This window comes from Falsiroseomonas frigidaquae, from assembly GCF_012163145.1.
GTDB classification, from domain to species: domain Bacteria; phylum Pseudomonadota; class Alphaproteobacteria; order Acetobacterales; family Acetobacteraceae; genus Falsiroseomonas; species Falsiroseomonas frigidaquae.
On the sequence record NZ_JAAVTX010000002.1, the window covers coordinates 210663 to 235189 of the forward strand.

Consider the following 24527-nt stretch of genomic DNA (forward strand, 5'->3'; position numbering starts at 1 on the left):
GCGTGACCCCTCCCCTTCCCAAAACCGCCCTTCCCGGGCCCGCCCTGCTGCTGGCCTGGTATGACCGCCATCGCCGGGTGCTGCCCTGGCGGGACGGAATCGGCCCGCCCGATCCCTACCGGGTCTGGCTGTCCGAGGTGATGCTGCAGCAGACCACGGTGGCCGCGGTCGGCCCCCGCTATACACGATTTCTCGCCCGCTTCCCCGATGTGCATGCGCTGGCCGGCGCCGATTGGGCGGAGGTGGCGGCGGAATGGGCCGGCCTCGGCTACTACGCCCGGGCGCGCAACCTGCACGCCGGCGCCAAGGCCCTGGCGGCGCAGGGGTTTCCGCACAATGTGGAGGGTCTGCGGGCGATCCCCGGCATCGGCCCCTATACCGCCGCCGCGGTCGCCGCCATCGCCTTCCAGGAACCGGTGGTGCCGGCGGATGGCAATGTGGAGCGGGTCGTCGCCCGCGTCGCGCGGGTGGAGACGCCACTGCCGGCGGCGAAGAAGCGCCTGGCGGAGCTGGCGCAGGGCTGGATGGCGGAACCCGCCGCCCGCGCCCGGCCGGGCGATTTCGCCCAGGCGCTGTTCGACCTGGGCGCCACCCTCTGCACCCCGCGCAACCCGGCCTGCGCATTGTGCCCCTGGCGCGGCGGCTGTGCGGCGCAGGCGGCCGGGGTGCAGACGGAACTGCCGCGCAAATCCGCCAAGGCGGCCAGGCCGACCCGCCACGGCACGCATTTCCTGCTGCATGATCCGGGCGGCCTGGTCCTGGTGCGCCGCCGGGCCGAGAAGGGCCTGCTCGGCGGCATGCTGGAAATCCCCGGCACACCCTGGCGCGCCGAACCCTGGGGCGAGGCGGAGGCGCTCGCCCATGCTCCGGTCAGCGGCCTGCGCTGGCGCCTTCTGGCCGGCGAGGCGCGGCACGGCTTCACCCATTTCGAGCTGCGGATGGCGCTGCTGTCGGCCCGCCTGACCGGCCGGCCGGACATCCCCGGCCATGCCTGGATGGACCCCTCGGTCGCGCGCGCCGCGATGCCGAGCGTGATGCATCGGCTGCTGGCGCTGTGGGATCCGGCCTGACCGTATCGAGCCGCATCGGGATTCAGCGGATGGCAAGACCTGAAGCCTAGCCTGCGCCACGACCCTGAAGGTGCGGACCCCCCATGCGCGTCAAGACCCTGTTCACACTGGCCATGCTGGGCATCGCTGCGGTCGGCGCCGCCGTGGGCGGCAGCATGGCGCAGGCCGAATGGCAGCGCCGTTCCGCCGCGCAGGATGCCAGCCGGCTGACCGAGGCCGCCGCGCATCTCCTGCGGCTGACCGAGGCGCTGGTGATCGAACGCGGAAACTGGGTGATCCGCATGCACTCTACCGCGCCGGCGGATGCGGCGCTGCTGGTGCGCCTGACCACCATCGAGGGCCAGACCGATGCCGCCCTGGCCGGCGCCACGGCCGGCCTGCGCCAGGCTGGCGAGACGATGCGACCGCATCTCCGCGCGATGGAGGCGATGGCCGCCGGCCTGGCCGCGCTGCGCGGCCCGACCCGCGCCGCCGCTCTGTTGCCCATCGCGGAAAGGCCCGCCGCCACCCGCGCCAGGCCGCAGCAGGTCTATGACCAGATCCTGACGCAGGTCGCCGCAGCGCTGGATACCAGCCATCGCGGCGTCGCCCGGCTCGGCGATGGGCTGGAGATGCTGCTGCTGGCGGCGCGGATGAGCTGGGACCTGCGCGATGCGGGCAGCCGGCGGATCGTCGCCGTCGCCACCGGCCGCGGCAATGCCCGCGCGCTGACCCCGGCGGAGCTGGAGACCATCGCCGGCTCCAGCCGCGTGGTGGAAAGTGGCTGGCGGCAGATCGGGCAGCTCGTCGGCCTGCTGGGCAGCCCGCCACGCCTGGTGGCCGCGATGGAGGATGTGCAGCGGCGCTATTTCGGCGAGGCCGAGGCCAAGCTGCAGGCGCTGATCACGGCCGGCCGCGCCGGTGGCACCTACCCGATGGACAGCGACGCCTTCACCGCCTTCGCCACACCCTCGTTGCAGATCCTGCTGGGCGTGCGCGACGCGGCGCTGGCGGAAGCCGCCGCGGTGGCCGCGGCGGATGAGGCCGAGGCCGGTGTGAAGCTGGGCCTGGTGCTGGCGCTGACGGTGCTGGCCGGCCTGCTGCTCGGCGGCCTCAGCCTGCTGCTGATCCGCCGCGTGGTAGTGCCGATGGTGCTGCTGACCGGCACGGTGCAGGCGCTGGCACGTGGCGAGAACGAGCTGGCGGTGCCCTGCCGCGGCCGCGCCGACGAGGTCGGCCATATGGCGGAAGCGATCGAGGTGCTGCGCCGGAACGCCCTGGCGGCGCGCCAGGTCGCGGCCGATGCGGCGGCCGAGCAGGCGGCAAAGACCCGGCACGCCGAGACGACGCAGGCCCTGGTGCGGCGCTTCGAGACGCAGGTGGCCACGGTGCTGGAAGCGGTGGCCGGCGCCGCCGCCCCGCTGGATGAGACGGCCGACCGCCTGGGCCGCGCCGCCGGCCTCGCCCGCGACCAGGCGCAAGGCATGGCGATCGCCGCCGGCGCCGCCGCCGGCAATGTGCAGACGGTCGCGGCCTCCGCCGAGGAACTGGCCAGCAGCATTGCCGAGGTGGCCCGCCAGGTGGCCGACAGCGCCCGCATCGCCCAGCGCGCCGCGGCCGATGCGCGCGCCACGGATACCGCCATGGCCGGGCTGACGGAGGTCGCGGCGCGGATCGGCGACGTGGTCGGCCTGATCCAGTCCATCGCCGGCCAGACCAACCTGCTGGCGCTGAACGCCACGATCGAGGCGGCGCGGGCGGGCGATGCCGGCAAGGGCTTCGCCGTGGTGGCGGGCGAGGTGAAGGCGCTGGCCGCGCAGACCGCCCAGGCGACGGAACAGATCGGCAGCCAGATCGCCGCGATGCAGGCCGAGACCACCCGCGCGGTGGACGCCATCCGCAGCATCGGCCGCACCATCGAGGAGTTGGCGAACATCGCCACCCAGGTCGCCGCGGCGGCGGAACAGCAATCCTCCGCGACGCAGGAGATCGGCCGCGCCGTGGCGGAGGCCGCCGCCGGCACCGACCAGGTGACGCGCCAGACGGCGGAGGTGATGGAGGGCGCGGAGGCGACGGCGGCCGCCACCTCCGGCCTGCGCGACGCCTCCTCCGGCCTGTCGCGCCAGGCGGATGCGCTGCGCCAGCAGGTGGCAAGCTTCCTGACCGAGATCCGCGCCGCCTGAACCTGCGGGTGGACCTGAAGCCGTGGGTGGACATGGGTGCGAGGGGTGTGGGAGACGCGGGCGCCTGATTCGAGGAGCCCGCCAATGACCCAGACCCTGCCCGCCACCACCGCCCGCAGCCGCGCCCTGGCGGCCGGCCGATTCGCCGGCATGGCGCTGCTCGGGTCCTGGCTGCTGGCGGCCTCGGCCCAGATCAGCCTGCCGATGTGGCCGGTGCCGGCGACGCTGCAGAGCCTGGTGGTGCTGCTGCTCGGCGCCCTGGGTGGGCCGGCGGCGGGCCTCGCGGCGGTCGCCGCCTATCTGGCGCAGGGCGTGGCCGGGCTGCCGGTCTTCGCCAATGGCGCGGCCGGGCCGGCGGCGCTGGTCGGGCCGACCGGGGGCTACCTGCTGGGCTTCGCGCTCGCCGCCTGGCTGGCCGGCTTCGCGCGCGGCCAGGATTTCGCGCGCCAGGCGGTGCTGCTGCTGGCGGCGCATCTGCTGCTGTTCGTGCCGGGCGTGGCCTGGCTGGCGGCCTATGTCGGCCCGGCGCGCGCCTTCGAGGCCGGATTCCTGCTGTTCGTGCCGGGCACGGTGGTGAAGACCGCCCTGGCGCTGGCGCTGCTGCGGGCGCTGGCGCGGCGCTGACAGCGCCTCCGCCGCCCTTGGGGGGTCACCCCCCCTGGGCGGCGATCTCCTGCCGGAACTCGTCGATCAGCCGCAGGCGGCCATCGCGCGTCTCGATATGCCAGAAGGTCCAGCCATTGCAGGACGGCGCGGCCTGCAGCGCGGCGCCGACCTTGTGGATGGAACCCACCGCGGCGCCACAGCGCAGCGTCGCATCGGCACCCACCGTGGCGCGCCAGCGGCGGTTGCGGTCCACCAGCGTGCTGCCGGCCGGCACCAGCCCGCGCTCCACCAGCACGCCGAAGGCAATGCGCGGCTGTTCCCGCTTGCTGGGCAGCGACAGGGCGGCACCCTCATCCATCGGCTCGACCCCCTCCAGCCGCTTCTCCGAGGCCACCTTGTAGAGCGGGTCACGCTCGATGCCGATGTAGCGGCGGCCGAGGCGCTTGGCGGCGGCGGCGGTGGTGCCGGTGCCGGAGAAGGGGTCCAGCACCACCTCGCCGGGCATGGTGCAGGCCAGCAGCACGCGGTGCAGCAGGGCCTCCGGCTTCTGGGTCGGGTGCAGCTTGGCACCATCCTCCCCACGCAGGCGTTCGCCGCCGGTGCAGAGCGGAAAATACCAGTCGCTGCGCATCTGCAGATCGTCGTTCAGCGACTTCATGGCGGCGTAGTTGAAGCGGTAGCGGGAGTCCGGGCCATGCGCCGCCCAGATCATCGTCTCATGCGCGTTGGTGAAGCGGCGGCCGCGGAAGTTCGGCATCGGGTTGGCCTTGCGCCAGACCACGTCGTTCAGGATCCAGTAGCCCAGATCCTGCATCGCGGCGCCGAGGCGGAACACGTTGTGGTAGCTGCCGATCACCCACATGGTGCCGTCCTTGCGCAGCACGCGCCGGCATTCGGTCATCCATTCGCGGGTGAAGGCATCATAGGCGGCGAAGCTGGCGAACTGGTCCCAGGCATCGTCCACGCCATCCACCAGGCTGTCATCCGGCCGCCGCAGCTCACCCTTCAGCTGCAGGTTGTAGGGCGGGTCGGCAAAGATCATGTGCACCGAGGCCGGTGGCAGGCGCTTGAGCGTGGCGATGCAATCGCCCAGCAGCACCTCGTCCAGCGGCAGGTCTAGTCCCGTCCCCATCGTTTCGCCACACACCCCGCCGAGTCGCAGCCGGCAAGATGCGCGGCGCGGAGTCGCGCAGTCAACCGAGCCGAAGCCGGCAACGCGCTGATTATGGGAAGATCAGCCCGCCAGGGCCGGTTGCAGCGGCAGCCAGGCCTGGTCCACGGGCGCGAAGCCGCGCCGGTGATGCGGCGTAGGGCCGAGGCGGGCGAGGCATTCGCGGTGCTCGGGCGTCGGGTAGCCCTGGTGACGGGCAAAACCCCAGGCGGGGAAGCGGCGGTCCAGCCGCGCCATCGCCCGGTCCCGCGTCACCTTCGCCAGGATCGAAGCGGCGGCGATGGACAGGCTCAGCGCGTCGCCACCGATGACGCAGCGGAAGCCGCGCCCGGGGGGTTGCCCCTGCAGACCATGCGGGGGCATCAGCGGCGCCATGTTGCCGTCGATCAGCGCCAGGTCGCAGGGCTGGCGCAGCCGCCAGAGGGCACGGGCCATGGCCAAATGGCTGGCGCGCAGGATGTTGAGCCGGGCGATTTCCGCCACGCTGGCGGCGGCGATGGCGCAATCCACCTGGCCGAGCCGCGCGGCTTCCATCAGCGCCGCATAGGCCAGGTCGCGCCGGGCGGCGTTCAGCTTCTTGCTGTCATCGAGCAGCGCCGCGAGCGCCGCGGAGGGCGGGGCGATGAACACCACGGCGGCGGCCAGCACCGGCCCGGCCAGTGGCCCGCGTCCGGCCTCATCCACCCCAGCGACCCGTCCGCCCGCATCCAGTTCGAGGCTGTAATCCGGCATGGCCACCGGCATAGCGCGCCCTGGCGCCCGAGGGAATCCGAGACCTCGGCAACCGCGCGGCGCGGGCCGGCGTTCGTCAGGCTGAACCAGCGGAGAACCGATCCATGCCGAAGGGCAGCTTGCAGGTGGCGGCAGATGAGGTGGAGCCGACGCCGTTCAATATCCCCGGCGCCACCGGGGGCGTGTTCCGCATCCAGATCCTGAACGAGAATGCCGCGGCCGGGGTGGTGACCACCATCGTCAACATCCCACCCGGCGGCCGGATTCCGGCGCATCGCCACCAGGCGGGTTCGGAGATGCACTATCTTCTGGAGGGCGACCTGATCGAGGCGGGCCGGGCGGTGACGCCTGGCACCTGCCTGACACATGCCGCCGGCGTGGTGCATGGGCCGCATGAAAGCCGCGGCGGAGCGCGACTGCTGACGGTGCAGAGCTGGCAGTCCCACAACGGCGACTTCGACTTCGAGCCGGCGGAGGGCGATACCGCGGGCGAGACCCGTCCGGTGGACCAGCAGGCGCAGGAATCGGCGCGCGCCGAGGCTGCCTCCCCCGAGCGTCGCGGCTACAGCTGACTCACCCGGCCCGTCGCTCCGCCAGCCGCAGCGCGACGCAGAGGCGGGAGAAGGCGTACCAGAAGGGGCCGTGCCCGAGCGGCCCCTGCCCCGGCACCAGATCCGGCCCCACGGGATCCCCGCGCCGCAGCAGGCCGAGCCGGTTCTCGAAGCGGCCGCGCATGTTTTCCAGGAAAGCGCCGGTGGCTGCCATGTATTGTTCCAGCATCTCGGCCGCGATCTCGATCTCGGCGATCGCCCTGCCCTCGGTGGTCAGCACCTTGAGGGCACGGCTGTCGGCGGCCAGCGCAATGTGCAGCCGGTGCAGATCGGCCAGGTGGCGGGCGATGGCCTGCCGCATCTCGCGGGCCTTGTCCGTGTCGGTCATGCGTTTGCCTCCGCCTTCCAGCCTGCGCGCGCCGGTCTTGCGAAGGCGTTAAGGGATCAACGGCGCCAGCCCCAGATGGCGAAGACGCGGTGCGGCACGACTAGGGGATCAGCCGGGAAACGCGCATCGAGCATCGTGGCCAGTTCGGCATCGAAGCGCCCCACCGCCTCCCCATCCAGTGCGCCGCCGACGCCGGCGGAGGCGCGGATGCGGCCGCGCCAATCCTCGCGGCTGTAGCGCGCCTCGTGGTCGAATCCGCCGAAGCCGATGTCCCGAAAGCCCGCCAGGGCAAGGTCCGTGGCCCAGGCCGGGTAGAAGCCGGTGCCGCGGCCCATGCGCCAATGCGGGTTGTACGCCTCGATCAGCCACTCGGTCGCATGGGCGACGTTGCCGGGCAGCGGAATCCAGTCGTAGTGGCAGATCAGCAGGGCGCCGCCGGGGCGCAGCACCCGCATCGCCTCCGCCGCCGCCAGGCCGCGGTCGAACCAGTGCCAGGCCTGGCCGGCGGCGACCAGGTCGAAGGATTCGGCCGGCTGGTCGGTGCGTTCGGCGAGGCCCTCGGCGAAGCGGGCGCGGTCGGCCAGGCCCTGTTCCTGCGCCAGCCTCGTGGCGGCGGCGACCTGGCCGGGGGCGGGGTCGAGACCCAGCACATCGGCTCCGCGCGATGCCAGGCCGCGGGCCAGCGCGCCGGTGCCGGTGCCGAGGTCCAACGCGCGGAGGCCCGGGCGCAGCAGGCGGTGATGCGCCAGCAGCTCATACAGCCCGTCCGGAAAGCCCTGGCGGTGGCGGGCGTAGTCGGCGCTGGTCAGGCTCCAATCCGGGCGGCTCATGCGGCGCGTCTCCTGATGGCGTGAAGGTCCTCGGCGGTATCGACATCCCGCAGCCGGCGCAGCAGGGCGATTCGGCGGCCCTGGAAATTGGCCAGGGTGTCGGCCAGCGCGTGATCGGTGGACCAGCGCACGCCGGCGAAGGGCTTCGCGGGACGGTGCGGGCCGAAGCCGACCAGCCAGTAGCCGCCATCCTCGGCCGGGCCGAACACCGCCTGCGCCCGGCCGAGCGCGCGGAAGGCGGCGGCGATGTCGGCGGCGCCGATGCCCGGAATGTCGCTGCCCACCAGCACCACGCGGCGATGCGGCGCCATGGCGCGGGCCATGCGCTGACCGAGGTCGCCGCCGCCTTGCGGCCGCACCGCCACCGGGCGCGGCCAGCGGGCGCGGGCGCGGTCCGGCGTCGCGACGATGCAGGTGGTCCAGCGCCGGTCCCGCGCCACGGCGCCGAGCAGGGCGGCAAGCTGTCCTCGATAGAATCGGAGCGTCGCCATGGCGCCGATGCCGCGGGCCAGCCGGCGCTTCAAGGTGCCGAGCCGCGGCGCGCGCGCGAAGACCAGCAGCGTGTCACCCCTCATCCTTGTCTTCGCCCCGTATAGATCCGCGCAATGATGCCGGGCGGAACGCCGAGGTAGAAGAGGCCGAGGCAGGTGAGGTTGCGGGCCGAGCGCCGCCACCAGCCATCCCGCTGCCAGCGGACCGCGCTGGTGATGGCGGCGGCCGGCATCGCGGCCAGCCGGGCGCGGCCCAGGCGACGGGCGAGGTCCACATCCTCCATCAGCGGCAGCGCCTTCATGCCGCCGACAGCCGCCAGCAGCCCCTTGTGGATCAGCAGCCCCTGGTCGCCATAGGGCAGGCCGAGGGCGCGGCTGCGCCAGGCGACGGCGCGTTCCAGCCGGCGGGCCTGGGGGCTGGGATCATCCAGTACGAAGCGGAAGTGATGCGCGCGGCCGGGATCGGCCATGGCGGCGCGCACCGCGATCTCCCAGTCCGGGGCCAGGCGTGTATCGGCATGCAGCAGCAGCAGCCAGGGGCCTTCCGCGGCCGCGATGCCGGCGGCGAGCTGGCCGCCTCGGCCGCGTGGCGCGTGCAGAATGCGCGCGGTTCCGGCCGCCTGCACCGTGGCATCCGTGCTGCAGCCATCGACCACCAGAACCTCCGCCGGCGCGTCGCCCAGGGCGGCCAGCGTGGCGGGCAGGCTGGCGGCGGCGTTCAGCGCCGGGATGATGACGGACAGCCCCACGATCGGCAGTCCCTCGATCGGCAGTCCCTCTATTCGCATTTTGTTCTTGACGACCCCGACCCATCCAGCTTCAGATGCATGAGAACAAACCACGAAACATGAGGATCGGTCGATGCCGGATGGAGGAGCTACCACGATGCCCTCCCTCGCCCGCAAGGGGCGCGGGGCCGTCACCAACCCGGGCGTCAGGTACGAAACGACGCATGCCGAGCTGTATGATGATGGCTGGGGCACGCTCGATGCGGATTTCGCCGCCCTGCCGCCGCTGGCGACGACGCTGACGCAGGACCATGCACGCAGCGCCCTGTCCTGGAACGACAGCCCAGATCTCGGCTTCGACCGGTCCCTGAACCCCTATCGTGGCTGCGAGCATGGCTGCGTCTACTGCTATGCGCGGCCGGCCCATGCCTATGTCGGCATGTCGCCGGGGCTCGATTTCGAAACCAAGCTGATGTTCAAGCCGAACCTGCCGGAGCTGCTGGAGAAGGAGCTCTCGAAGCCGGGCTATGAGGCGCGGCCGGTGGCGCTGGGCGCGAATACCGACCCCTACCAGCCGGTGGAACGCACGCTGGGCATCACCCGGCGGGTGCTGGAGGTGCTGGAGCGTTTCGGCCATCCGGTGACCATCGTCACCAAGGGCGCGCTGGTGCTGCGGGACCTGGACATCCTGAAGCGCCTGGCGGCGCGCAACCTGGTGCATGTGTGCATCTCCGTCACCACGCTGGACATGAAGCTGGCCCGGGTGATGGAGCCGCGCGCGGCGAACCCGCTGAAGCGCCTGGCGGCGGTGACGGAGCTGGCGAAGGCGGGGGTGCCGGTGGGCGTGCTGGCGGCGCCGATGATCCCGGGCCTGAACGACATGGAGATGGAGCGCATCCTGGAAGCCAGCGCCAGCGCCGGCGCCAGCCATGCCGGCTATGTGCTGCTGCGCCTGCCGCTGGAGATCAAGGAGATGTTCGAGGCCTGGCTGCGCGAGCATCACCCGGATCGCGCCGCCCGCGTGCTGGCCCTGGTACGGGAAACCCGCGGCGGTCGCCTGTACGATGCCCGCTTCGGCCAGCGCCAGACCGGCAGCGGCCCCTATGCGGAGCTGCTGGCCCAGCGTTTCCGGATCGCCCTGCGCCGCAATGGGCTGGACGGGCGCAAGACCATGCGCGGGTCGCTGGATTGCAGCCAGTTCCAGGCGCCACGCGCCCCCGCGCGGCAGATGGAGCTGCTGTAGGCGCTACATCCGCCGCATCGGCACCCGTTCCGTGGTCGCCCAATCGGGCCAGCCGATGAAGCGCTCCACCAGCACCAGCGCCGTGGCGACCACCAGCACGACGATGATGATCTGCACGGTGCGCCGCGATGGCGGATGGCGCAGCCACTGCGCCATCCGGATCAGCACACGGGTGAACGGATCCACTTACCCGTTCGTCGGCACGCCGAGCCGCCGCGCCACCTGCAGGATGCTCTCCCAGGTATCCGGCTGCAGCGGCACGCCGTTGGCGAGGCGGTCGGCGCGGGTCTGCGCTTCCTTGTCGCCAGGCGCGAGCACCGGGCTGGCCGGGTCGGCCGGGGCGGTCTCCATCACCCAGTCGACATAGGCGCGGCCGGTGGCCTCGAACTCCGCCTGGGTGCCGAAATGCGCGGGAGAGACATAGAAGCTCAGCATGCCATTGGCGATGCGCCCGCGCGCCTCGACCGGGCCAGAGGTACCGCCACCGGTCAGCGCGCCGGCCAGCATCTCGCACATGAAGGCGAGGCCGCTGCCCTTGTGCTCACCGAAGGCGCGGATCGCGCCCTTCCCGTTCGAGGGATTGCGCGGGCCGATCTGCGGATAGTCGCCATACAGCGTGTGCGGGTCGGCGGACAGGCGCCCATCCGGCTCGATCAGCGCGTCATGCGGCAGTTCCTTGCCGCCATTGGACGCCACCAGCACCTTGCCCTCCGCGACCAGCGATGTCGCGAAATCCAGGATCAGCGGCCTGCCGGGCAGCGGCACGCCGACGCTGAAGGGGGCGGTGGAAAAGCGCCGCTCCACCCCGCCGAAGGGCGCCACCAGCACGCTGCCGGCGACGTTGACGAAGTGCACCGAGATCAGCCCCGCCGCGATCGCCTTCTCGGAGTATTCGCCGACCCGGCCGATATGCCCGGCATTGCGCAGGCCGACCACGGCGATGCCGTGCTGCAGGGCGCGGGCGATGCCGAGTTCAACAGCCTGCGGGGCCACCGTCTGGCCGAAGCCGAACTTGCCGTCCAGCAGCGCGAAGCAGCCACCATCGGTGATGATCTCCGCGGTCTGGCCCTTCAGCACGAAGCCGGATTCCAGCCATTCCACGTAGCGCGGCACGCGCGCGACGCCGTGGCTGTCGTGGCCTGCCAGGTTCGCGCCCAGCAGATGGGTGCTGATGCGGGTGGATTCCGCGCCGTCGCAGCCGGCGGCGCCGAAGATCTTGGTCACCACGGCTTCGAGGGCCGGTGCGGGCACATTCACGTATTCGGCGGCCATGCTTTCTCTCGGATGTTCTTCCGCCGTCCACTCTAGGCCCGGGACGCGGCTTCGGGAACCTACAGGACCCGGCCGCTTTCGGTGTCGATCAGGTGCATGTGGTTGAGGTCCGCCGCCAGTTCCATCGGGCGCCCCGGCTCGGCCGGGGTGGTCGGGTCGATGCGGGCGCAGATCTCGGCACCCTGCATCCAGAAATGCACCAGCGTCTCCATGCCCATCGGCTCGATCACCTCCGGCGTCACCTCGAAGACCGAGATATTGTCGCGGTCGAGGTTCTTCGGCTCCGTCAGGTGTTCCGGCCGGATGCCGAAGATCACCTCCCGCCCCGCGGCGCCCTGGTAGCGCGCGGTGCGGTCGGCCGGCACCGGCAGGACGATGTTGTTGGGCAGCAGCACGCGCAGGGCGCCGGAGCCGTTCTCCACCCGGGCCGGGAAGAAGTTCATCGCCGGGCTGCCGATGAAGCCGGCAACGAAGCGGGTCTTCGGATGGTGGTACAGTTCCTGCGGCGGGCCGACCTGCTCGATCACGCCGTGGTTCATCACCACCACGCGATCGGCCAGCGTCATCGCCTCCACCTGGTCATGGGTGACGTAGACCGTGGTGGTGCGGACCGTCTGGTGCACCTTCTTGATTTCGGTCCGCATCTGCACGCGCAGCTTGGCGTCCAGGTTGGACAGCGGCTCGTCGAACAGGAACACCTTCGGATCCCGCACGATGGCGCGGCCCATCGCCACGCGCTGGCGCTGGCCGCCGGACAATGCCTTTGGCTTACGCTCCAGCAGCGTCTCGATGTCGAGGATCCGGGCGGCATTGTTCACCCGTCGCGCGATCTCCTCCTTCGGGAATTTCCGCAGCGTCAGGCCGAAGGCCATGTTCTCGTACACCGACATGTGCGGGTACAGCGCGTAGTTCTGGAACACCATGGCGATGTCGCGATCGCGCGGCGGAATGTCGTTCACCACCGTGCCGCCGATCGCGATCTCGCCGGAGGTGATCTCCTCCAGCCCCGCGATCATCCGCAGCGTGGTGGATTTGCCGCAGCCGGAGGGGCCGACGAGCACGACGAATTCATGGTCCGCGATCTCCAGGTCGATGCCCTTTACCGCCTGGACATTGCCCTCATAGGCCTTGACCACCTTGCGGACCGAAACTTCAGCCATGGCAGAACCCCTAGCAGGAGAAGAAGGAAGGCCGATCAGCCCTTGGTGGCGCCCGCGGTCAGGCCGGCGATGTAGTAGTCCATCAGGAAGGCATAGATGACGACCGGCGGCAGCGCCGCGACCAGCGCACCGGCCATGATCTGGCCCCAGGCGAAAGTATCCGCGCGCACGAGCTGGGAGACGACGCCGATGGTCAGCGGCATCTGGTCCGGCGTGGTGACGAAGGCGGTCGGGTAGACGAAGGCGGCCCAGGACACGGTGAAGGCGAAGATCGTCGCCGCAATGATCCCCGGCAGCGCTACCGGAATGAAGATGCGGAGCAGCATCTGCGACCAGGACGCGCCGTCGATCAGCGCCGCCTCGTCGAGCTCCTTCGGGATGGAGGCGAAGTAGCCGATCATGATCCAGGTGCAGAACGGCACCGTCAGCGTCGGATAGACCAGGATCAGGCCCCAGATCGAATTCAGCAGGCCGAGCCCACCGACGATCTGGTACAGCGGGATGAACAGCAGCGTATCCGGCACCAGGTAGGTCAGGAACACGCCGGTCGCCAGCGCCTGGCTGCCGAAGAAGCGCATCCGCGCCAGCGCGAAGGCGGCGAGGATCGAGATCACCATGGTCAGCGCCACCACGCAGATGGTGATGACGATGCTGTTCAGCATGAAGCGCTGGAACAGCGGGTTGAAGAGGATGGCGCTGTAGTTCTCCAGCGTCGGGTCGCGCACCAGCCAGGGGCTGCCGACTTGGCTGGCGATCTCGCCGCTGCCCTTCAGGCTGGTGACGAACATGTAGAAGGGTGGCGCCAGGAAGATGATGGCGGCGAAGACCAGCGAGATATACGCCGTCCACAATGCCCAGCGGCGTTCCTTCGAGAGGCTGCCGGCCAGGTGGTAGATGCCCTTGGGCGCTTCCGCTGCGGTGCTGGCCGACATCACATCTGCTCCTTGTTGCGCCGGGTGACGCTGCGCAGCACGAAGAAGGCGCAGAGGGCGAGGATCGGGAACATGAACAGCGACACGGCCGCACCGCGCGGGATGTTGCCGGACAGGATGCCGACCTGGAAGGCGTAGGATGCGAAGACATGCGTCAGGTCGCGCGGCCCGCCATTGGTCAGCACGCGGACGATGTCGTAATTCGCGAAGGTCACGATCAGGCTGAACAGCACGGTGATCGATATGATGTTGGCCATCATCGGCAGCGTCACGTAGCGCAGCCTCTGGAAGGATGACGCGCCGTCGATCATCGCCGCTTCATACAGCTGCTCCGGCACCGACTTCAGCGCGGCCAGGTACATGATCATGAAGAAGGGCGCGCCGATCCAGACATTCACCATGATGATGGCGATGCGCGCCCACCAATGGTGGCCCAGCCACGGCACCTCCGGCACCGAGATCACCGACAGCAGCCAGTTGATCGAGGAATAGGAGGGATCGAACATCCACCACCAGCCGAGCGTGGAAAGCGCCGGCGGGATCACCCAGGGCACCAGCAGCATGCCGCGCCACTTGCGCTGCCCCTTGTCCGGGATGTGGTGCAGCATGTGCGCCAGCCAGAAGCCGATGGAGGCCTTCAGCAGCACCGCCGTGACCGCGAAGAAGCAGGACTGGAACGCCACCATCCAGAAGGTGTCGCTCTCAAACAGCAGCTCGAAGTTCAGCGTGCCGGCGAAAGCCGTCATCCGCCGGTTCAGCGTCGAGAGGTAAATCGCATAGGCCGCCGGATAGGCGACCAGGCCGACGATGATGGAAAGCAGCGGCAGGGTCATCAGGAAGGCGATCGTCGATCGCCGTCGCGCGAAACGCTGCATGGCGTTTGCGCGTCCGCGGCCCCTGCTCGCCATGCCGCCCGTGGCGTGGCTGCCATCGGCTACCATGATGCTCTCCCCTGCATCGTTGCGGATGGGCGGGTGGTGCCGCCCATCCGTCGCCAATCCGCAGCCGGTTTCAGCCGCCGCGGACGATGTTGGTCAGTTCGCGATGCAGCCAGTCGAGCGACTGGTCGATGGTCTCGCCGCCCTGGGCGATGCGCGCCACCACCTTGGTGTTCAGCGCCTGCTGGTAGGCCTGCACGGCGAATTCCGCCGGCGCCGGGGCCATGGCGATGCTGGCGGTGGCGTTGTGATGCTCCCGCAGCGGGTAGTTGTAGACGGTGCCCTGCGGCGGTCCTTCCTTCGCCCAGACCTCGAAGTTGTTCATGCTGACGAAGGGCGGGATATCGTAGCCGTTGCTGGTGTTGGTCTGCTTTTCCGCCGAGCTCCGCTCGGACAGGAACTCCAGCAGCTGCTTGGCCGGGCCCTTGTTGCGGCTGAACGCCCAGATGCCCCAGAAATACGGCAGGTACGGGGTGAAGCGGCCTTCCGGCCCGGCCGGCACCGGCACGGTCCAGCACTTCTCCGCCACCTGCGGCGCATCCCGCTTGGCCACCGCCCAGGCGGATGGCGGATTGAACACCAGCGCGGAACGGCCGGAGATCAGCGCCCGGTTGTTGGCACCGTCATCCCAGGCCCAGACATCGTTCGGCAGGAAGCGAGACAGCTTCACCAGGTATTCGACCGCGGTCTTCAGCTTGGCGTTACCCTGCACCGTCACCTTGCCGTCGCGGTCCATCATGCTGGCGCCGAAGGACGCCATGATGGCGCCGACCGCATCCACCGCATCGGTGAAGGACCCCATCGGGATGCCGAAGGGCACGCCCGCGGCGTGGCACTTCTCCGCCGCCACCAGGAAGGTGTCCCAGTTCCAGGTATCGGCGCCCGGGCCGCGGGTGTTGGAGGCCGGCCACATGGCGCGGATGTCGATGCCCGCATGTTCCTGCAGAAGATCGAAGCGGACGCAGGCCGGCTTCATCTGCGTGCCGGACACCGCCGGGATCGCCACCCACTTGCCGCGGATCTTGCCGAGGTATTCGGCCGCCGCGTTCACCGGGCCGTATTTCGCCGTCAGCCGGCCCATCACGTCGTCCAGCGGCTCCAGCAGGTCGTACTTCGCCGCCGGCTCCCAGGTCGGGAAGGACAGGATATCGTGGCCGGACCGCGACTGCGCCTGGGCGGCGATGGTCAGCAGGTTCTGGTTGCCGACCGAGGTGATGAAGTCCACCTGCACGTTGACGCGGTTCTTTTCACCCCATTCGGCGCAGAGCTCGCGCATCGCGCCATTGCCGGCTGGAACCCAGTGGTCCCAGAAGCCGCAGCGGAGCGTCGTGGTGGCCTGCGCGTGGACCGCCGGCGCCGATAGAGTGGCTCCCGCGGCCGTGGTCAAGGCAGTGGCGCGCAGCACGTCGCGCCTGGTCATCCTGTCGAATGCCATCCGAACCTCCTCCCTCGCGGCCGGTTATCCGGTCCGCCTTTGTCCCGCGTGCAGGTTAGTCAGGCCCGAAGCAAGCTTGCAACCTTCCATGTCGTTGCTTCGCCGATAGTTCGTCACGATGGCCAGGATTGACCGCATGCCCCCTGCCGCAGGACCATGCGGGCATGGACACCCATGATTTCGACGTACTCGTCATCGGCGCCGGCATTGCCGGTGCCACCGCCGCCGCCCATTGCGCCGCGACCGGGCGCGTGGCGCTGATGGAAGCGGAGGAAACCGCCGGCTATCACAGCACCGGCCGGTCCGCCGCCATCTGGATCCAGAACTACGGCCCGCCCGATGTGCGCCGCCTGTCGGCCGCCTCCCGCGCCTTCTTCGCCGAGCCGCCGGCGGGCTTCGCCAGCGCGCCGCTGCTGGCGCAGCGCCCCGTGGTGACGGTTGCCCCGGCCGACCAGGCGGCCGCGATGGCGGCGATGCTGGAGGATGGCGAGGGGCTGGAGCCGCTGCCGCTCGCCGCCATCGCCGCCATGGGGCCGCCGCTGCGGGAAGGCTATGCCGTCTCCGCCGCGATCGAGCGCGATGCCTTCGACATCGATGTCGCCGCGCTGCATGCCGGCTTCCTGAAGACCGCGCGGGCGGCCGGCGGCGTCCTCGCCCTGCGCTCGCGCGCCGGGCGCATCTGGCACGACCGCGGGCTGTGGCACGCGGCCGCCAAGGACGGCACGGTGTTCCGCGCACCGGTGCTGGTGAACGCGGCCGGCGCATGGGGGGATGAGGTGGCGGCGCTCGCCGGGCTGGCGCCGATCGGCCTGCAGCCGAAGCGGCGCACGGCGCTGATCATCGACCCCGGGCAGCATGATTGCAGCCGGTGGCCGCTGATCGGCGATGCCGCGCATAGCTGGTACCTGCGGCCGGAGGCGCGGCGCAAGCTGATGCTGTCCCCGGCCGATGAGACCGACATGCCGCCGCATGACGTGCAGCCGGATGAAATCGACATCGCCATCGCCATCGACCGCATGCAGCAGGCGCTGGATATTCCTGTGACGCGGGTGGAGCATCGCTGGGCCGGGCTGCGCAGCTTCACGCCCGACCGCAGCCTCGCCATCGGCTTCGACGCGCAGGCGCCGGGCTTCCTGTGGATGATCGGCCAGGGCGGCTACGGCATCCAGACCGCGCCGGCGGCGGGGCGGCTGGTCGCCGGCATGGTGGCCGGCGCGGTGGCGGAGGAATTGCTGCCGATCCTGCCCCTGGTGAACCCGAACCGCTTCGCGCGAAACGGCGCCGGCACGGTGGCGGCATGACCGGCGCCCTGCCCAGCCACGCCGATGTCCGCGCCGCCGCGGCACGGATCGCGCCACACATCATCCGCACGCCGATGCTGCGCCACCGGCTGCTGGACGAGCTGACCGGCGGCACCATCCTGGTGAAGCCCGAACCGCTGCAACGCACCGGCAGCTTCAAGCTGCGCGGCGCCACCAATGCCGCGCTGCTGATGCCGGAGGCGGCGCGGGCCGGCGGCGTGGTGACGCATTCCTCCGGCAATCACGGCCAGGCCACCGCCTGCGCCGCGGCCATGCTCGGCATGTCCGCGCTGATCGCGATGCCGCAGGATGCGCCCGCCATCAAGGTGGACAGCACCCGCCGCTGGGGCGCCGAGATCACCTTCTTCGATCGCCGCGGCACGGACCGGGAAGCGCTGGCCGAGCGCCTGGCGGCGGAGCGCGGCGCCACGCTGCTGCCGCCCTTCGACCATCCCGACATCATCGCCGGCCAGGGCACGCTGGCGCTGGAGCTGTTCGCGGATGCCGAGGGCGCGGGCCTGGCCCTTGATGCGCTGGCGGTCTGCACCGGCGGCGGCGGGCTGATCGCCGGCTGCGCCCTGGCGGCGGAGGGTGCCTCCCCCGCCACGCAGATCTGGGCGGTGGAACCGGAGGGGTGGGACGACACCCGCCTGTCGCTGGAAGCCGGGCAGCGGATCGCCGCCGACGGGCAGGGGGAGACGCTGTGCGACGCGCTGCTATCGCTGCGGCCGGGCGCGCTGACCTTCGCGGTGAACCAGCCGCGCCTGGCCGGCGGCGTGGTGGTGACGCGGGCGGAGGTGTTCCGCGCCATGCGCTTCGCCTTCGAGCACCTGAAGATCGTCGTCGAGCCGGGCGGCGCGGTGGCGCTGGCCGCGGTGCTCGCCGGCAAGGTCGAGGCCCGTGGCCGCACCGTCGGCGTGGTGGTCAGCGGCGGCAATGTGGACCCGGCGGTCTTCGCGCAGGCCCTGGCGGCCTGAAGCGGGCCGGCGCGGCCGGTTTAGCCGCGTCTTAACCGCCTGCCGCTATCTCCTCAGCCTTGCCCGCCCATGAGGGGCGCGCGGGAGCTGCACGGAGATCCATGGCCAAGGGCGGCAAGAACGGCGCGACGATCGTCATCAAGCGCATCGAGGAAGGCGAGCACGGCCACCATGGCGGCGCCTGGAAGGTGGCCTACGCCGATTTCGTGACGGCGATGATGGCGTTCTTCCTGCTGATGTGGCTGCTGAACGCGACCACGGAGGAACAGCGCCGGGGCCTCGCCGACTATTTCGCGCCGACCAACGTGATGGGCCAGAACCAGACCGGCGCCGGCCAGCCCTTCGGCGGCCGCACCCCGAATGAATCCGCCCAGGTCACCCAGAATGCCGGCGCCATCCGCCTGCAGCGCGGCCCGCTGCCGGTGCTGGAGGATGTGGAGGTGGAGGAGGATGTTCCCACCGTCGCCCGCCCCGTGCCGAAGCGGGAGGGGCCGGAGGGCGATGACGACGAGGCCGACCCGCGCCGCGTCCGCCAGGCCCGCGCCGACCTGCCGCCCGGCGATGCCGACCCGCGCGAACAGGCCCGCCAGGCGCAGCTTGCGGCGGAAGCGCAGGAGGCCGAGGCGCGGGCCCTGTCCGATGCCGCGCTGCGCGCCGAGCATGAACGCCGCGAGCGGGCCGAATTCGAACGCGCGGCGGAGGAAATCCGCGCCGCCGTGGCGATGGACCCGGCGCTGGCGGAACTGGCGAAGCAGATGCTGGTGGAACAGGTGCCGGAAGGCCTGCGCATCCAGCTCGTCGATGCCGAGGGCCAGCCGATGTTCGCACTCGGCGGAAGCGCCCCCAATGATCGCGCCCGGCTGCTGCTGGCGCGCGTCGCGCAGGTGATCAACCGCCTGCCGCAGCAGATCGCCGTCGCCGGCCACACCGATGCCACGCCCTTCCGCGGCGGTGGCGAGCGTTCCAACTGGGATCTCTCGGCGGAGCGCGCCAATACCACGCGCCGGCTGCTGGCAGAGGCGGGGCTGGTGGAAGGCCGCATCCGCAGCGTCACCGGCAATGCGGAACGCGACCTGCTGGTGCCGGAAACGCCGAACGCCGCCGCCAACCGCCGCGTCTCCATCACGCTGCTGCGCGATCCGCCCCCCACCACGCCGCCCAATCCCCCAGCGAGGACCACCGCACCATGACCACGATCGGCGGCCTGGTCTTCCTGCTGGCCATGGTGTTCGGCGGCTACGTGATCGCCGGCGGCAAGTTCGGCATCATCCTGCACTCGCTGCCCTATGAGATGATGATGATCGGCGGCGCCGCCATCGGCGCCTTCGTCATGGGCAACAGCATGCATAGCGTGAAGCACACGCTGGGCGGCTTCGGGCAGATCATCAAGGGCGAGCGCTTCCACAAGCACGAATACGTGGACCTGCTGTCGCTGCTGTACTGGTTCGTGCGGCTGGCGCAGACCAAGGGCGCGATGGCGCTGGAGGCGCATATCGAGAAGCCGGCGGAAAGCGTCGCCTTCCAGAAATTCCCCAAGATCATGGCGGACAAGATCGCGCTGGCGATGATCTGCGACTACCTGCGCATGGTCGGCATGAATGCGGACGACCCGCACCAGATCGAGGACATCATGTCCAAGGAACTGAAGAAGGTGCGGGCGGAGGAGTTGCACGTGGCGCACACCTTCCAGAACACCGCGGACGCGCTGCCCGCGCTGGGCATCGTCGCCGCCGTGCTCGGCGTCATCAAGACCATGGCCGCGATCGACAGCCCGCCCGCCGTGCTCGGCGGCATGATCGGCGGCGCGCTGGTCGGCACCTTCCTCGGCATCCTGCTGGCCTATGGTGTGATGGGCCCGATGGCGACGCGGCTGAACGGCGTGATCGAGGAGGACTGCAAATACTACGAGGTGATCCGCGCCGTGCTGGTGGCCCATCTGCACGGCAATGCCCCGCAGGTGGCGGTGGAGGCCGGTCGCAAGACGGCGCCGACCCATTCGATGCCGAGCTTCGCGGAGCTGGAGGAAGCGCTGCAGAACCTGCAGATCGGCTGAGGCACCGCGCCTTCAGCCGCGCGGGCCCACCCTTCCCGCCACCAGCGCCGCCACCCGCCGCAGCAGCTCCGCCCGCGGGAAGGGCTTGCGCAGGATCTCGACATGCTGCGGCAGGTCGCCCAGCGGCTCCACCCCCGGATAGCCGGTCACCACCAGCACCGGCAGGCCCGGCCGCAGCTCCGCCAGCCGCAGCAGCAGGTCCACGCCGGACAGGCCGGGCATGGCGTAGTCCGTCACCACGCAATCCAGCTGCGCCCCCTCGGCCACCACCTGCAGCGCCTCGTCGCCGCTGGCGCAGCGTGTCACCTCGTAGCCGGCGCCGGACAGGAAGGCGCCCAGCGTCTGCAGCACGTCCGGCGCGTCATCCACCAGCAGCACCCGGCCACAGCCGGGCTGCGCCACGGGGCCGGGCCTGCCCACCTCCGCCGCCGGCTCGGCCGGGGCTATGCGCGGCAGCAGCACCTCCACCCGCGTGCCCTGGCCAGGTAGCGACGCCACCCGCACATCGCCGCCGGATTGCCGCGCATAGCCCAGCACCATCGGCAGGCCCAGGCCGGATCCCTCCCCCACATCCTTCGTGGTGAAGAACGGCTCGAAGATCTTGTCGAGGATCTCGTCCTTGATGCCGGACCCGGTGTCCTCCACCGACAGCACGGCATAGTCGCCGGGTTGCAACGTCTCCGTCGCCTCGTCCGGGCCGATGCGGGTGCCATAGGCGCGGATCGTCAGGCTGCCGCCGCGCGGCATCGCATCCCGCGCATTGATCGCGAGGTTGAGGATGCAGGCCTCCAGCTGCGCCGGGTCGGCGAAGGCCTGCAGCCCGCCGGCCTGGTCCCCGGCGGGCGCGCCGGCTTCTTCAAGGGCGCGGATGCGGATTTTGGGGCCCAGCGTGCGCTCCAGCATCGCCACCGTCTTGCGCAGCAGCGCGGCGATCTCGATCTGGCTCGGCCGCAGCACCTGCTTGCGCGAGAAGGCGAGCAGGTGGTGCGTCAGCCGCGCACCGCGCAGCGCCGCGTCGATCGAGGAGGCGACCAGTTCCTCGCTCGCCAGGTCGCCCAGGACGCGGTCCTGCAGGATCTCCATACTGCCCATCATGGTCTGCAGCAGGTTGTTGAAGTCATGCGCCACGCCGGCGGTCAGGCGGCCGACCGCCTCCATCTTCTGCGCCTGGCGCAGCAGCGCCTCAAGCTGCACGCGGGCGGACATGTCGAGGATGGCGGACAGCACCATCGGCCCGTCCTCGGTCTCGATCGGGTTCAGCCCGATCTCGACCGGGAATTCGCTGCCATCCTTGCGCAGCCCGTGCAGGTCCCGACCCGCCCCCATCGGGCGCGATTGCGGCTGCGCGAAGAAGCCGCGGCGCAGCGCCGGGTGCAGGTCGCGCGACCCCTCCGGCACCAGCATGTCCACCGGCCGGCCCAGCATCTCGTCCCGCCGGTAGCCGAAGACGCGCTCGGCCTGGGCGTTCACCATCTCGATCTGGCCGGCGGCGTTGATCATGACCATGGCGTTGGGCGCGGCCTCGACCACCTGGCGGAAGCGTTCCTCCCCGGCGCCACGGGAAGCGCGGCGCAGCAAGGCGAGCTCGGCCAGCCGGCGCTCCACCTCCTGCTGCGCCTCCTCCAATTCCTGCCGCAGCCTCTCCCGCGCCGTCAGGTCCCGCAGCACCAGCAGGAAGCCGGGCTCCGCCGGATCGGAGCGGGCCAGCAGGATGCTGGCGGCCTGGAAGCGCGTGCCGTCCTGGCGCAGGCGCTCGGCCTCCACCGCGCAGCGCCCGTCCCGCCGCGCCGCATTCAGTTCCACAGCAGGCTGGTCCGCCGCCAGGGCCTCGGGCGGATAGAACAACCGGAAGTGCCGGCCGAGCACTGCCTCCGGCACATGGCCCAGCAACCGCGCCGCCGCGGCGCCCAGATGCCGGATGTCCCCTTCGGGCGACAACCTGATGACGGCGCTGTCGCCCAGCGCCTCCACCACGCAATCGAGATCGGCATCCAGTGGCTGTGGCGAACGCATGTCTCGGGCGACCTCACCAGTCCCAGGGGCATTGGGCGCGGCAGCCGCGCGGAACGGCCGGCCGCGTTCGCGACGCCTCAATGTAGGCCAGCGCCTATAACGCTCCCATTATCGTGTGGTTAACGCGGCATCAATCAGGTCCGAGCACGCGCCCGGTCGCAGCCTCGACGAGTATTCGCCGCTGTGTCGCCCGGCGGTGCAGCGTCAGGCGCAGTCGGCCGGCATCGGCGCCCTCGCCGCGCTCGACCACGGAATAGACGAGGCCCGCGCGCAAATCCGTCAGGAAGACCTCCAGCGCCACGCCGAGCAGCGCTGCCGCCTGGGCCGCGGTCAGTACCGCGTCTCCCGCCCCGTCGATCTCCACCTGCTGTGGCAGGTTGGCGTGCCAAGGCTCATTCCTTGCCGGCTCGTTCATGGCAGGCTCGTTCATGGCGGGCTCGTTCATGGCAGGCTCCTTCAGGCGCCGCGCAGGGCTGCCGGGGTGTTCAGGTCGCTCCGGTCACACCGCCGCCAGAACCGAGGATGGTAGCCCTTCAGATCTGCTGCTTCTCAGCAGGGGCACCACGAAATCACAGACCAGTCCGGTGGGCTCCCACGCCATGACGATCGTGCCACCCAACTGCGTGCGAAGCGTGTTGGTCAGGACGCGGGACCCGAAGCCGCGCTTGTGCGGAGGGGCCGGCAACAGCGGGCCGCCGCTCTCCGCCCACCGCATGTGGAGAGTGCCATCTTCTCCGGCCTGCCAGGAGATCCGCAGTCGTCCCGTGGGAATGGAGAGGGCACCATACCTGATCGCGTTGGTCGTCATCTCGTGCAGCGCCATCGCGAATGGCTGCACAGCGGCGTTCGGGAGTGTCAGCATCCGCCCATCCAGGTCAGCCTGCGGCCGGGAGCCTGTCTCGAGGTAGGGCGCCAGTTCACCGCGCAGCATCGCATGCAGGTCGGCGCCCTGCCAGTGACTGGCGGCCAGCAGGTTCTGCGCCCGCGCCAGGGCGGCGACACGGCCTTCGATGACCTGGACGAAGGTAGGAACATCTTTGGCCACGGTCAGCCGCAAGGCAGCCTGCAGGACCGCGAGCATGTTCTTCGACCTGTGGTCGATCTCCAGGGAGAGGAATTTCTGGCGCTCCGCCCCATTGCAGCAATCCACCAGCGCCTGCTTCAGGGCCACCTCCTTGCTTCGCATCTGGTCGAGCCCCCGAAGACGCGCCACCGCGGCCGCCAGCAGATTGGCGTAGCTCTGAAGGAAAAGAACATCGGATTGGGTGAAGTCGCGAGGCACGCGACTATCCACCTGCAGAAGGCCGAAGGGCGCCTTCTCCTCACTGCCCAGGATCGCGACGTTCACCACCGCCCGCACGCCGTTCTGCTTCAGGAATTCAGCGTATTCGAAGCGCGTTTCGCCTGCGATGTCGGAGGAACTCATCGGAATTCCGTGCCGAAGAGCATGGGTCTCCGAGGATCTTTCGCTGAGTTGGACCTCTGCGACGCCAACCACGCCGGGATTCCACCCAACGCCGGCGCGCACGCGAAGGGTCTGCCCATCTGGCAGGAGTTCCACCACCTTGGCGAGATCGGTGCCGAGGGCCTCACCCACCAGGACGCAGGCCTGGGTCAGGATCACATCCAGGTCGGCGCATTTGAGAGCCAGTTCACCGAACTTCGCCAATACCGCCTGCTGGCGCAGCAGCTTTTCGACTTCGAGGCTGCGGGCCGGCTCTCCGTGGCTCAAGAATTCAATCCTCATTGGCCGCGGCCACGCCAACCGGCGCCCGCCCCGAACCGGGGTATGGATCACCAACGCGGATCAACCGGACAAGGCGCCGCAAGTTGCGTCTGATTTCAGCTTCTGGCCGGACAACTGCGCGTGGCCTGGATACGGGGCCCGCAATGCCGACTGCCTCGGCGACCACCGCGAAGGCGCTGCCTGCCCGAAGTCCTGGCCATGGCAGGCGCGCGGTTCAGCGCGCGGTGGGAAGGTTGACCGGATGGCGCGGGAACGGCATCCGGGGGAAATGACCCAGACCCCACTTGCACCGAACCCGGCACCCGGCCCCGATCTCGATCCGCAGGGCGCACCCTACCACGCCCTGCTCGGGTTGACCCTCGTGCATTGGGAGGAAGGCCTGGCCCGCCTCGCCTGCATCGCCGGCGACGCGCATCGCAATCGCTCCGGCATCATCCATGGCGGGCTGATCCTGTCGATGATCGACCAGGCAGCCGGCTATGCCGGGCTGTGGTGCAGCGTGCCGGGGAATGTCCGCAAGGCGGTGACCCTGGACCTCGATTGCCGCTTCACCGGCCAGGTGAAGGGCGGACGCCTGATCGCCGAGGGCAAGGTCGCGCAGCGCGGCCGCAACATCTTCTTCTGCCGGACCGAGGTGTTCGACGAGGCCGGGCAGATGGTGGCGTTCGGTGCCTCGACCCATCGCTGGCGCGCCGGCAGCGAGACGCATGAGGGCCAGCCGGCCTGA

25 protein-coding genes are annotated in these 24527 nt (G+C 70.5%); 10 read left to right on the forward strand and 15 right to left on the reverse strand.

What is annotated here, in order from left to right:
* Positions 1 to 2: 2 nt before the first annotated feature.
* From HB662_RS05380 to HB662_RS05390, 3 genes are all read left to right on the forward strand, one after another.
* Positions 3 to 1070, forward strand: a complete 1068-nt coding sequence (locus HB662_RS05380) for an A/G-specific adenine glycosylase (RefSeq protein ID WP_342449451.1) — start codon at positions 3 to 5, stop codon at positions 1068 to 1070.
* 83 nt (positions 1071 to 1153) lie between these two features.
* Entirely contained in the window at positions 1154 to 3232 is a 2079-nt protein-coding gene (locus HB662_RS05385; protein WP_168047991.1) for a methyl-accepting chemotaxis protein, read from the forward strand.
* A gap of 84 nt (positions 3233 to 3316) precedes the next feature.
* A complete protein-coding gene (locus tag HB662_RS05390; RefSeq protein WP_168047993.1) occupies positions 3317 to 3856 on the forward strand; it encodes a biotin transporter BioY in 540 nt (179 codons plus the stop codon).
* 25 nt (positions 3857 to 3881) lie between these two features.
* On the opposite strand, the gene HB662_RS05395 is transcribed toward HB662_RS05390, so the two are convergent.
* Both HB662_RS05395 and HB662_RS05400 read right to left on the reverse strand, forming a co-directional pair.
* Positions 3882 to 4970 (reverse strand): site-specific DNA-methyltransferase, encoded by a 1089-nt coding sequence (locus tag HB662_RS05395; RefSeq protein ID WP_168047995.1) that lies wholly within the window; start codon positions 4968 to 4970, stop codon positions 3882 to 3884.
* Positions 4971 to 5072: 102 nt separating this feature from the next.
* Positions 5073 to 5741, reverse strand: a complete 669-nt coding sequence (locus HB662_RS05400) for a ribonuclease HII (protein WP_168049357.1) — start codon at positions 5739 to 5741, stop codon at positions 5073 to 5075.
* Between the two features lie 104 nt (positions 5742 to 5845).
* Here HB662_RS05400 and HB662_RS05405 point away from each other — a divergent pair, with 104 nt between their 5' ends.
* Positions 5846 to 6313, forward strand: a complete 468-nt coding sequence (locus tag HB662_RS05405; RefSeq protein WP_168047997.1) for a cupin domain-containing protein — start codon at positions 5846 to 5848, stop codon at positions 6311 to 6313.
* A gap of 1 nt (position 6314) precedes the next feature.
* On the opposite strand, the gene HB662_RS05410 is transcribed toward HB662_RS05405, so the two are convergent.
* Genes HB662_RS05410 through HB662_RS05425 form a run of 4 tightly spaced genes read right to left on the reverse strand, consistent with a single transcriptional unit; the run spans position 6315 to position 8789 of the window.
* Positions 6315 to 6680 (reverse strand): hypothetical protein, encoded by a 366-nt coding sequence (locus HB662_RS05410; RefSeq protein WP_168047999.1) that lies wholly within the window; start codon positions 6678 to 6680, stop codon positions 6315 to 6317.
* Positions 6681 to 6736: 56 nt separating this feature from the next.
* Positions 6737 to 7510, reverse strand: coding sequence for a class I SAM-dependent methyltransferase (locus HB662_RS05415; protein ID WP_168048001.1), 774 nt, complete (start codon positions 7508 to 7510; stop codon positions 6737 to 6739).
* Positions 7507 to 8085 (reverse strand): TIGR04282 family arsenosugar biosynthesis glycosyltransferase, encoded by a 579-nt coding sequence (locus HB662_RS05420; RefSeq protein ID WP_168048003.1) that lies wholly within the window; start codon positions 8083 to 8085, stop codon positions 7507 to 7509. The genes HB662_RS05415 and HB662_RS05420 overlap by 4 nt, the downstream gene beginning before the upstream one ends.
* Positions 8082 to 8789 (reverse strand): TIGR04283 family arsenosugar biosynthesis glycosyltransferase, encoded by a 708-nt coding sequence (locus HB662_RS05425; RefSeq protein WP_171970216.1) that lies wholly within the window; start codon positions 8787 to 8789, stop codon positions 8082 to 8084. The genes HB662_RS05420 and HB662_RS05425 overlap by 4 nt, the downstream gene beginning before the upstream one ends.
* Positions 8790 to 8886: 97 nt before the next feature.
* On the opposite strand from HB662_RS05425, the gene HB662_RS05430 reads away from it, so the two are divergent.
* Positions 8887 to 9972, forward strand: a complete 1086-nt coding sequence (locus HB662_RS05430; protein ID WP_245185463.1) for a PA0069 family radical SAM protein — start codon at positions 8887 to 8889, stop codon at positions 9970 to 9972.
* Between the two features lie 3 nt (positions 9973 to 9975).
* On the opposite strand, the gene HB662_RS05435 is transcribed toward HB662_RS05430, so the two are convergent.
* From HB662_RS05435 to HB662_RS05460, 6 genes are all read right to left on the reverse strand, one after another.
* Entirely contained in the window at positions 9976 to 10158 is a 183-nt protein-coding gene (locus HB662_RS05435) for a hypothetical protein (protein ID WP_168047654.1), read from the reverse strand.
* Positions 10159 to 11244: a malate/lactate/ureidoglycolate dehydrogenase gene (locus HB662_RS05440; RefSeq protein WP_168048007.1), complete on the reverse strand. Its 1086-nt coding sequence runs from the start codon at positions 11242 to 11244 to the stop codon at positions 10159 to 10161.
* 59 nt (positions 11245 to 11303) lie between these two features.
* The gene (locus tag HB662_RS05445; RefSeq protein WP_168048009.1) at positions 11304 to 12404 is read right to left on the reverse strand and encodes an ABC transporter ATP-binding protein; all 1101 of its coding nucleotides are present in this window, start codon (positions 12402 to 12404) and stop codon (positions 11304 to 11306) included.
* 35 nt (positions 12405 to 12439) lie between these two features.
* Positions 12440 to 13336 carry a carbohydrate ABC transporter permease gene (locus tag HB662_RS05450; RefSeq protein WP_168048011.1) on the reverse strand — a complete coding sequence of 299 codons (897 nt, stop codon included), beginning with the start codon at positions 13334 to 13336 and terminating at the stop codon, positions 12440 to 12442.
* Complete coding sequence (locus tag HB662_RS05455; protein ID WP_245185464.1) at positions 13336 to 14211, reverse strand: carbohydrate ABC transporter permease; 876 nt, start codon at positions 14209 to 14211, stop codon at positions 13336 to 13338. The genes HB662_RS05450 and HB662_RS05455 overlap by 1 nt, the downstream gene beginning before the upstream one ends.
* Positions 14212 to 14347: 136 nt before the next feature.
* Positions 14348 to 15709 carry an ABC transporter substrate-binding protein gene (locus HB662_RS05460; RefSeq protein WP_168048023.1) on the reverse strand — a complete coding sequence of 454 codons (1362 nt, stop codon included), beginning with the start codon at positions 15707 to 15709 and terminating at the stop codon, positions 14348 to 14350.
* 164 nt (positions 15710 to 15873) lie between these two features.
* Between HB662_RS05460 and HB662_RS05465 the strand changes: the two genes are divergently transcribed.
* The 4 genes from HB662_RS05465 to motA all read left to right on the forward strand — a co-directional run bounded on the left by HB662_RS05465 (position 15874) and on the right by motA (position 20040).
* Positions 15874 to 17010: an NAD(P)/FAD-dependent oxidoreductase gene (locus HB662_RS05465; RefSeq protein ID WP_168048026.1), complete on the forward strand. Its 1137-nt coding sequence runs from the start codon at positions 15874 to 15876 to the stop codon at positions 17008 to 17010.
* Positions 17007 to 17987, forward strand: coding sequence for a threonine ammonia-lyase (locus HB662_RS05470; protein WP_168048028.1), 981 nt, complete (start codon positions 17007 to 17009; stop codon positions 17985 to 17987). The genes HB662_RS05465 and HB662_RS05470 overlap by 4 nt, the downstream gene beginning before the upstream one ends.
* 101 nt (positions 17988 to 18088) lie before the next feature.
* The gene (locus HB662_RS05475) at positions 18089 to 19177 is read left to right on the forward strand and encodes a flagellar motor protein MotB (RefSeq protein ID WP_168048030.1); all 1089 of its coding nucleotides are present in this window, start codon (positions 18089 to 18091) and stop codon (positions 19175 to 19177) included.
* Positions 19174 to 20040, forward strand: a complete 867-nt coding sequence (gene motA, locus HB662_RS05480; protein WP_168048033.1) for a flagellar motor stator protein MotA — start codon at positions 19174 to 19176, stop codon at positions 20038 to 20040. The genes HB662_RS05475 and motA overlap by 4 nt, the downstream gene beginning before the upstream one ends.
* A 12-nt stretch (positions 20041 to 20052) precedes the next feature.
* On the opposite strand, the gene HB662_RS05485 is transcribed toward motA, so the two are convergent.
* The 3 genes from HB662_RS05485 to HB662_RS05495 form a co-directional block, all read right to left on the reverse strand.
* Positions 20053 to 22053: a hybrid sensor histidine kinase/response regulator gene (locus HB662_RS05485; protein WP_168048035.1), complete on the reverse strand. Its 2001-nt coding sequence runs from the start codon at positions 22051 to 22053 to the stop codon at positions 20053 to 20055.
* Between the two features lie 130 nt (positions 22054 to 22183).
* Positions 22184 to 22498 (reverse strand): DUF6522 family protein, encoded by a 315-nt coding sequence (locus HB662_RS05490; protein WP_168048037.1) that lies wholly within the window; start codon positions 22496 to 22498, stop codon positions 22184 to 22186.
* Positions 22499 to 22552: 54 nt separating this feature from the next.
* Positions 22553 to 23785: an HWE histidine kinase domain-containing protein gene (locus HB662_RS05495; RefSeq protein WP_168048048.1), complete on the reverse strand. Its 1233-nt coding sequence runs from the start codon at positions 23783 to 23785 to the stop codon at positions 22553 to 22555.
* Positions 23786 to 24068: 283 nt separating this feature from the next.
* Between HB662_RS05495 and HB662_RS05500 the strand changes: the two genes are divergently transcribed.
* On the forward strand, positions 24069 to 24527 hold the full coding sequence (locus HB662_RS05500; protein WP_168048050.1) for a PaaI family thioesterase: 459 nt from the start codon (positions 24069 to 24071) through the stop codon (positions 24525 to 24527).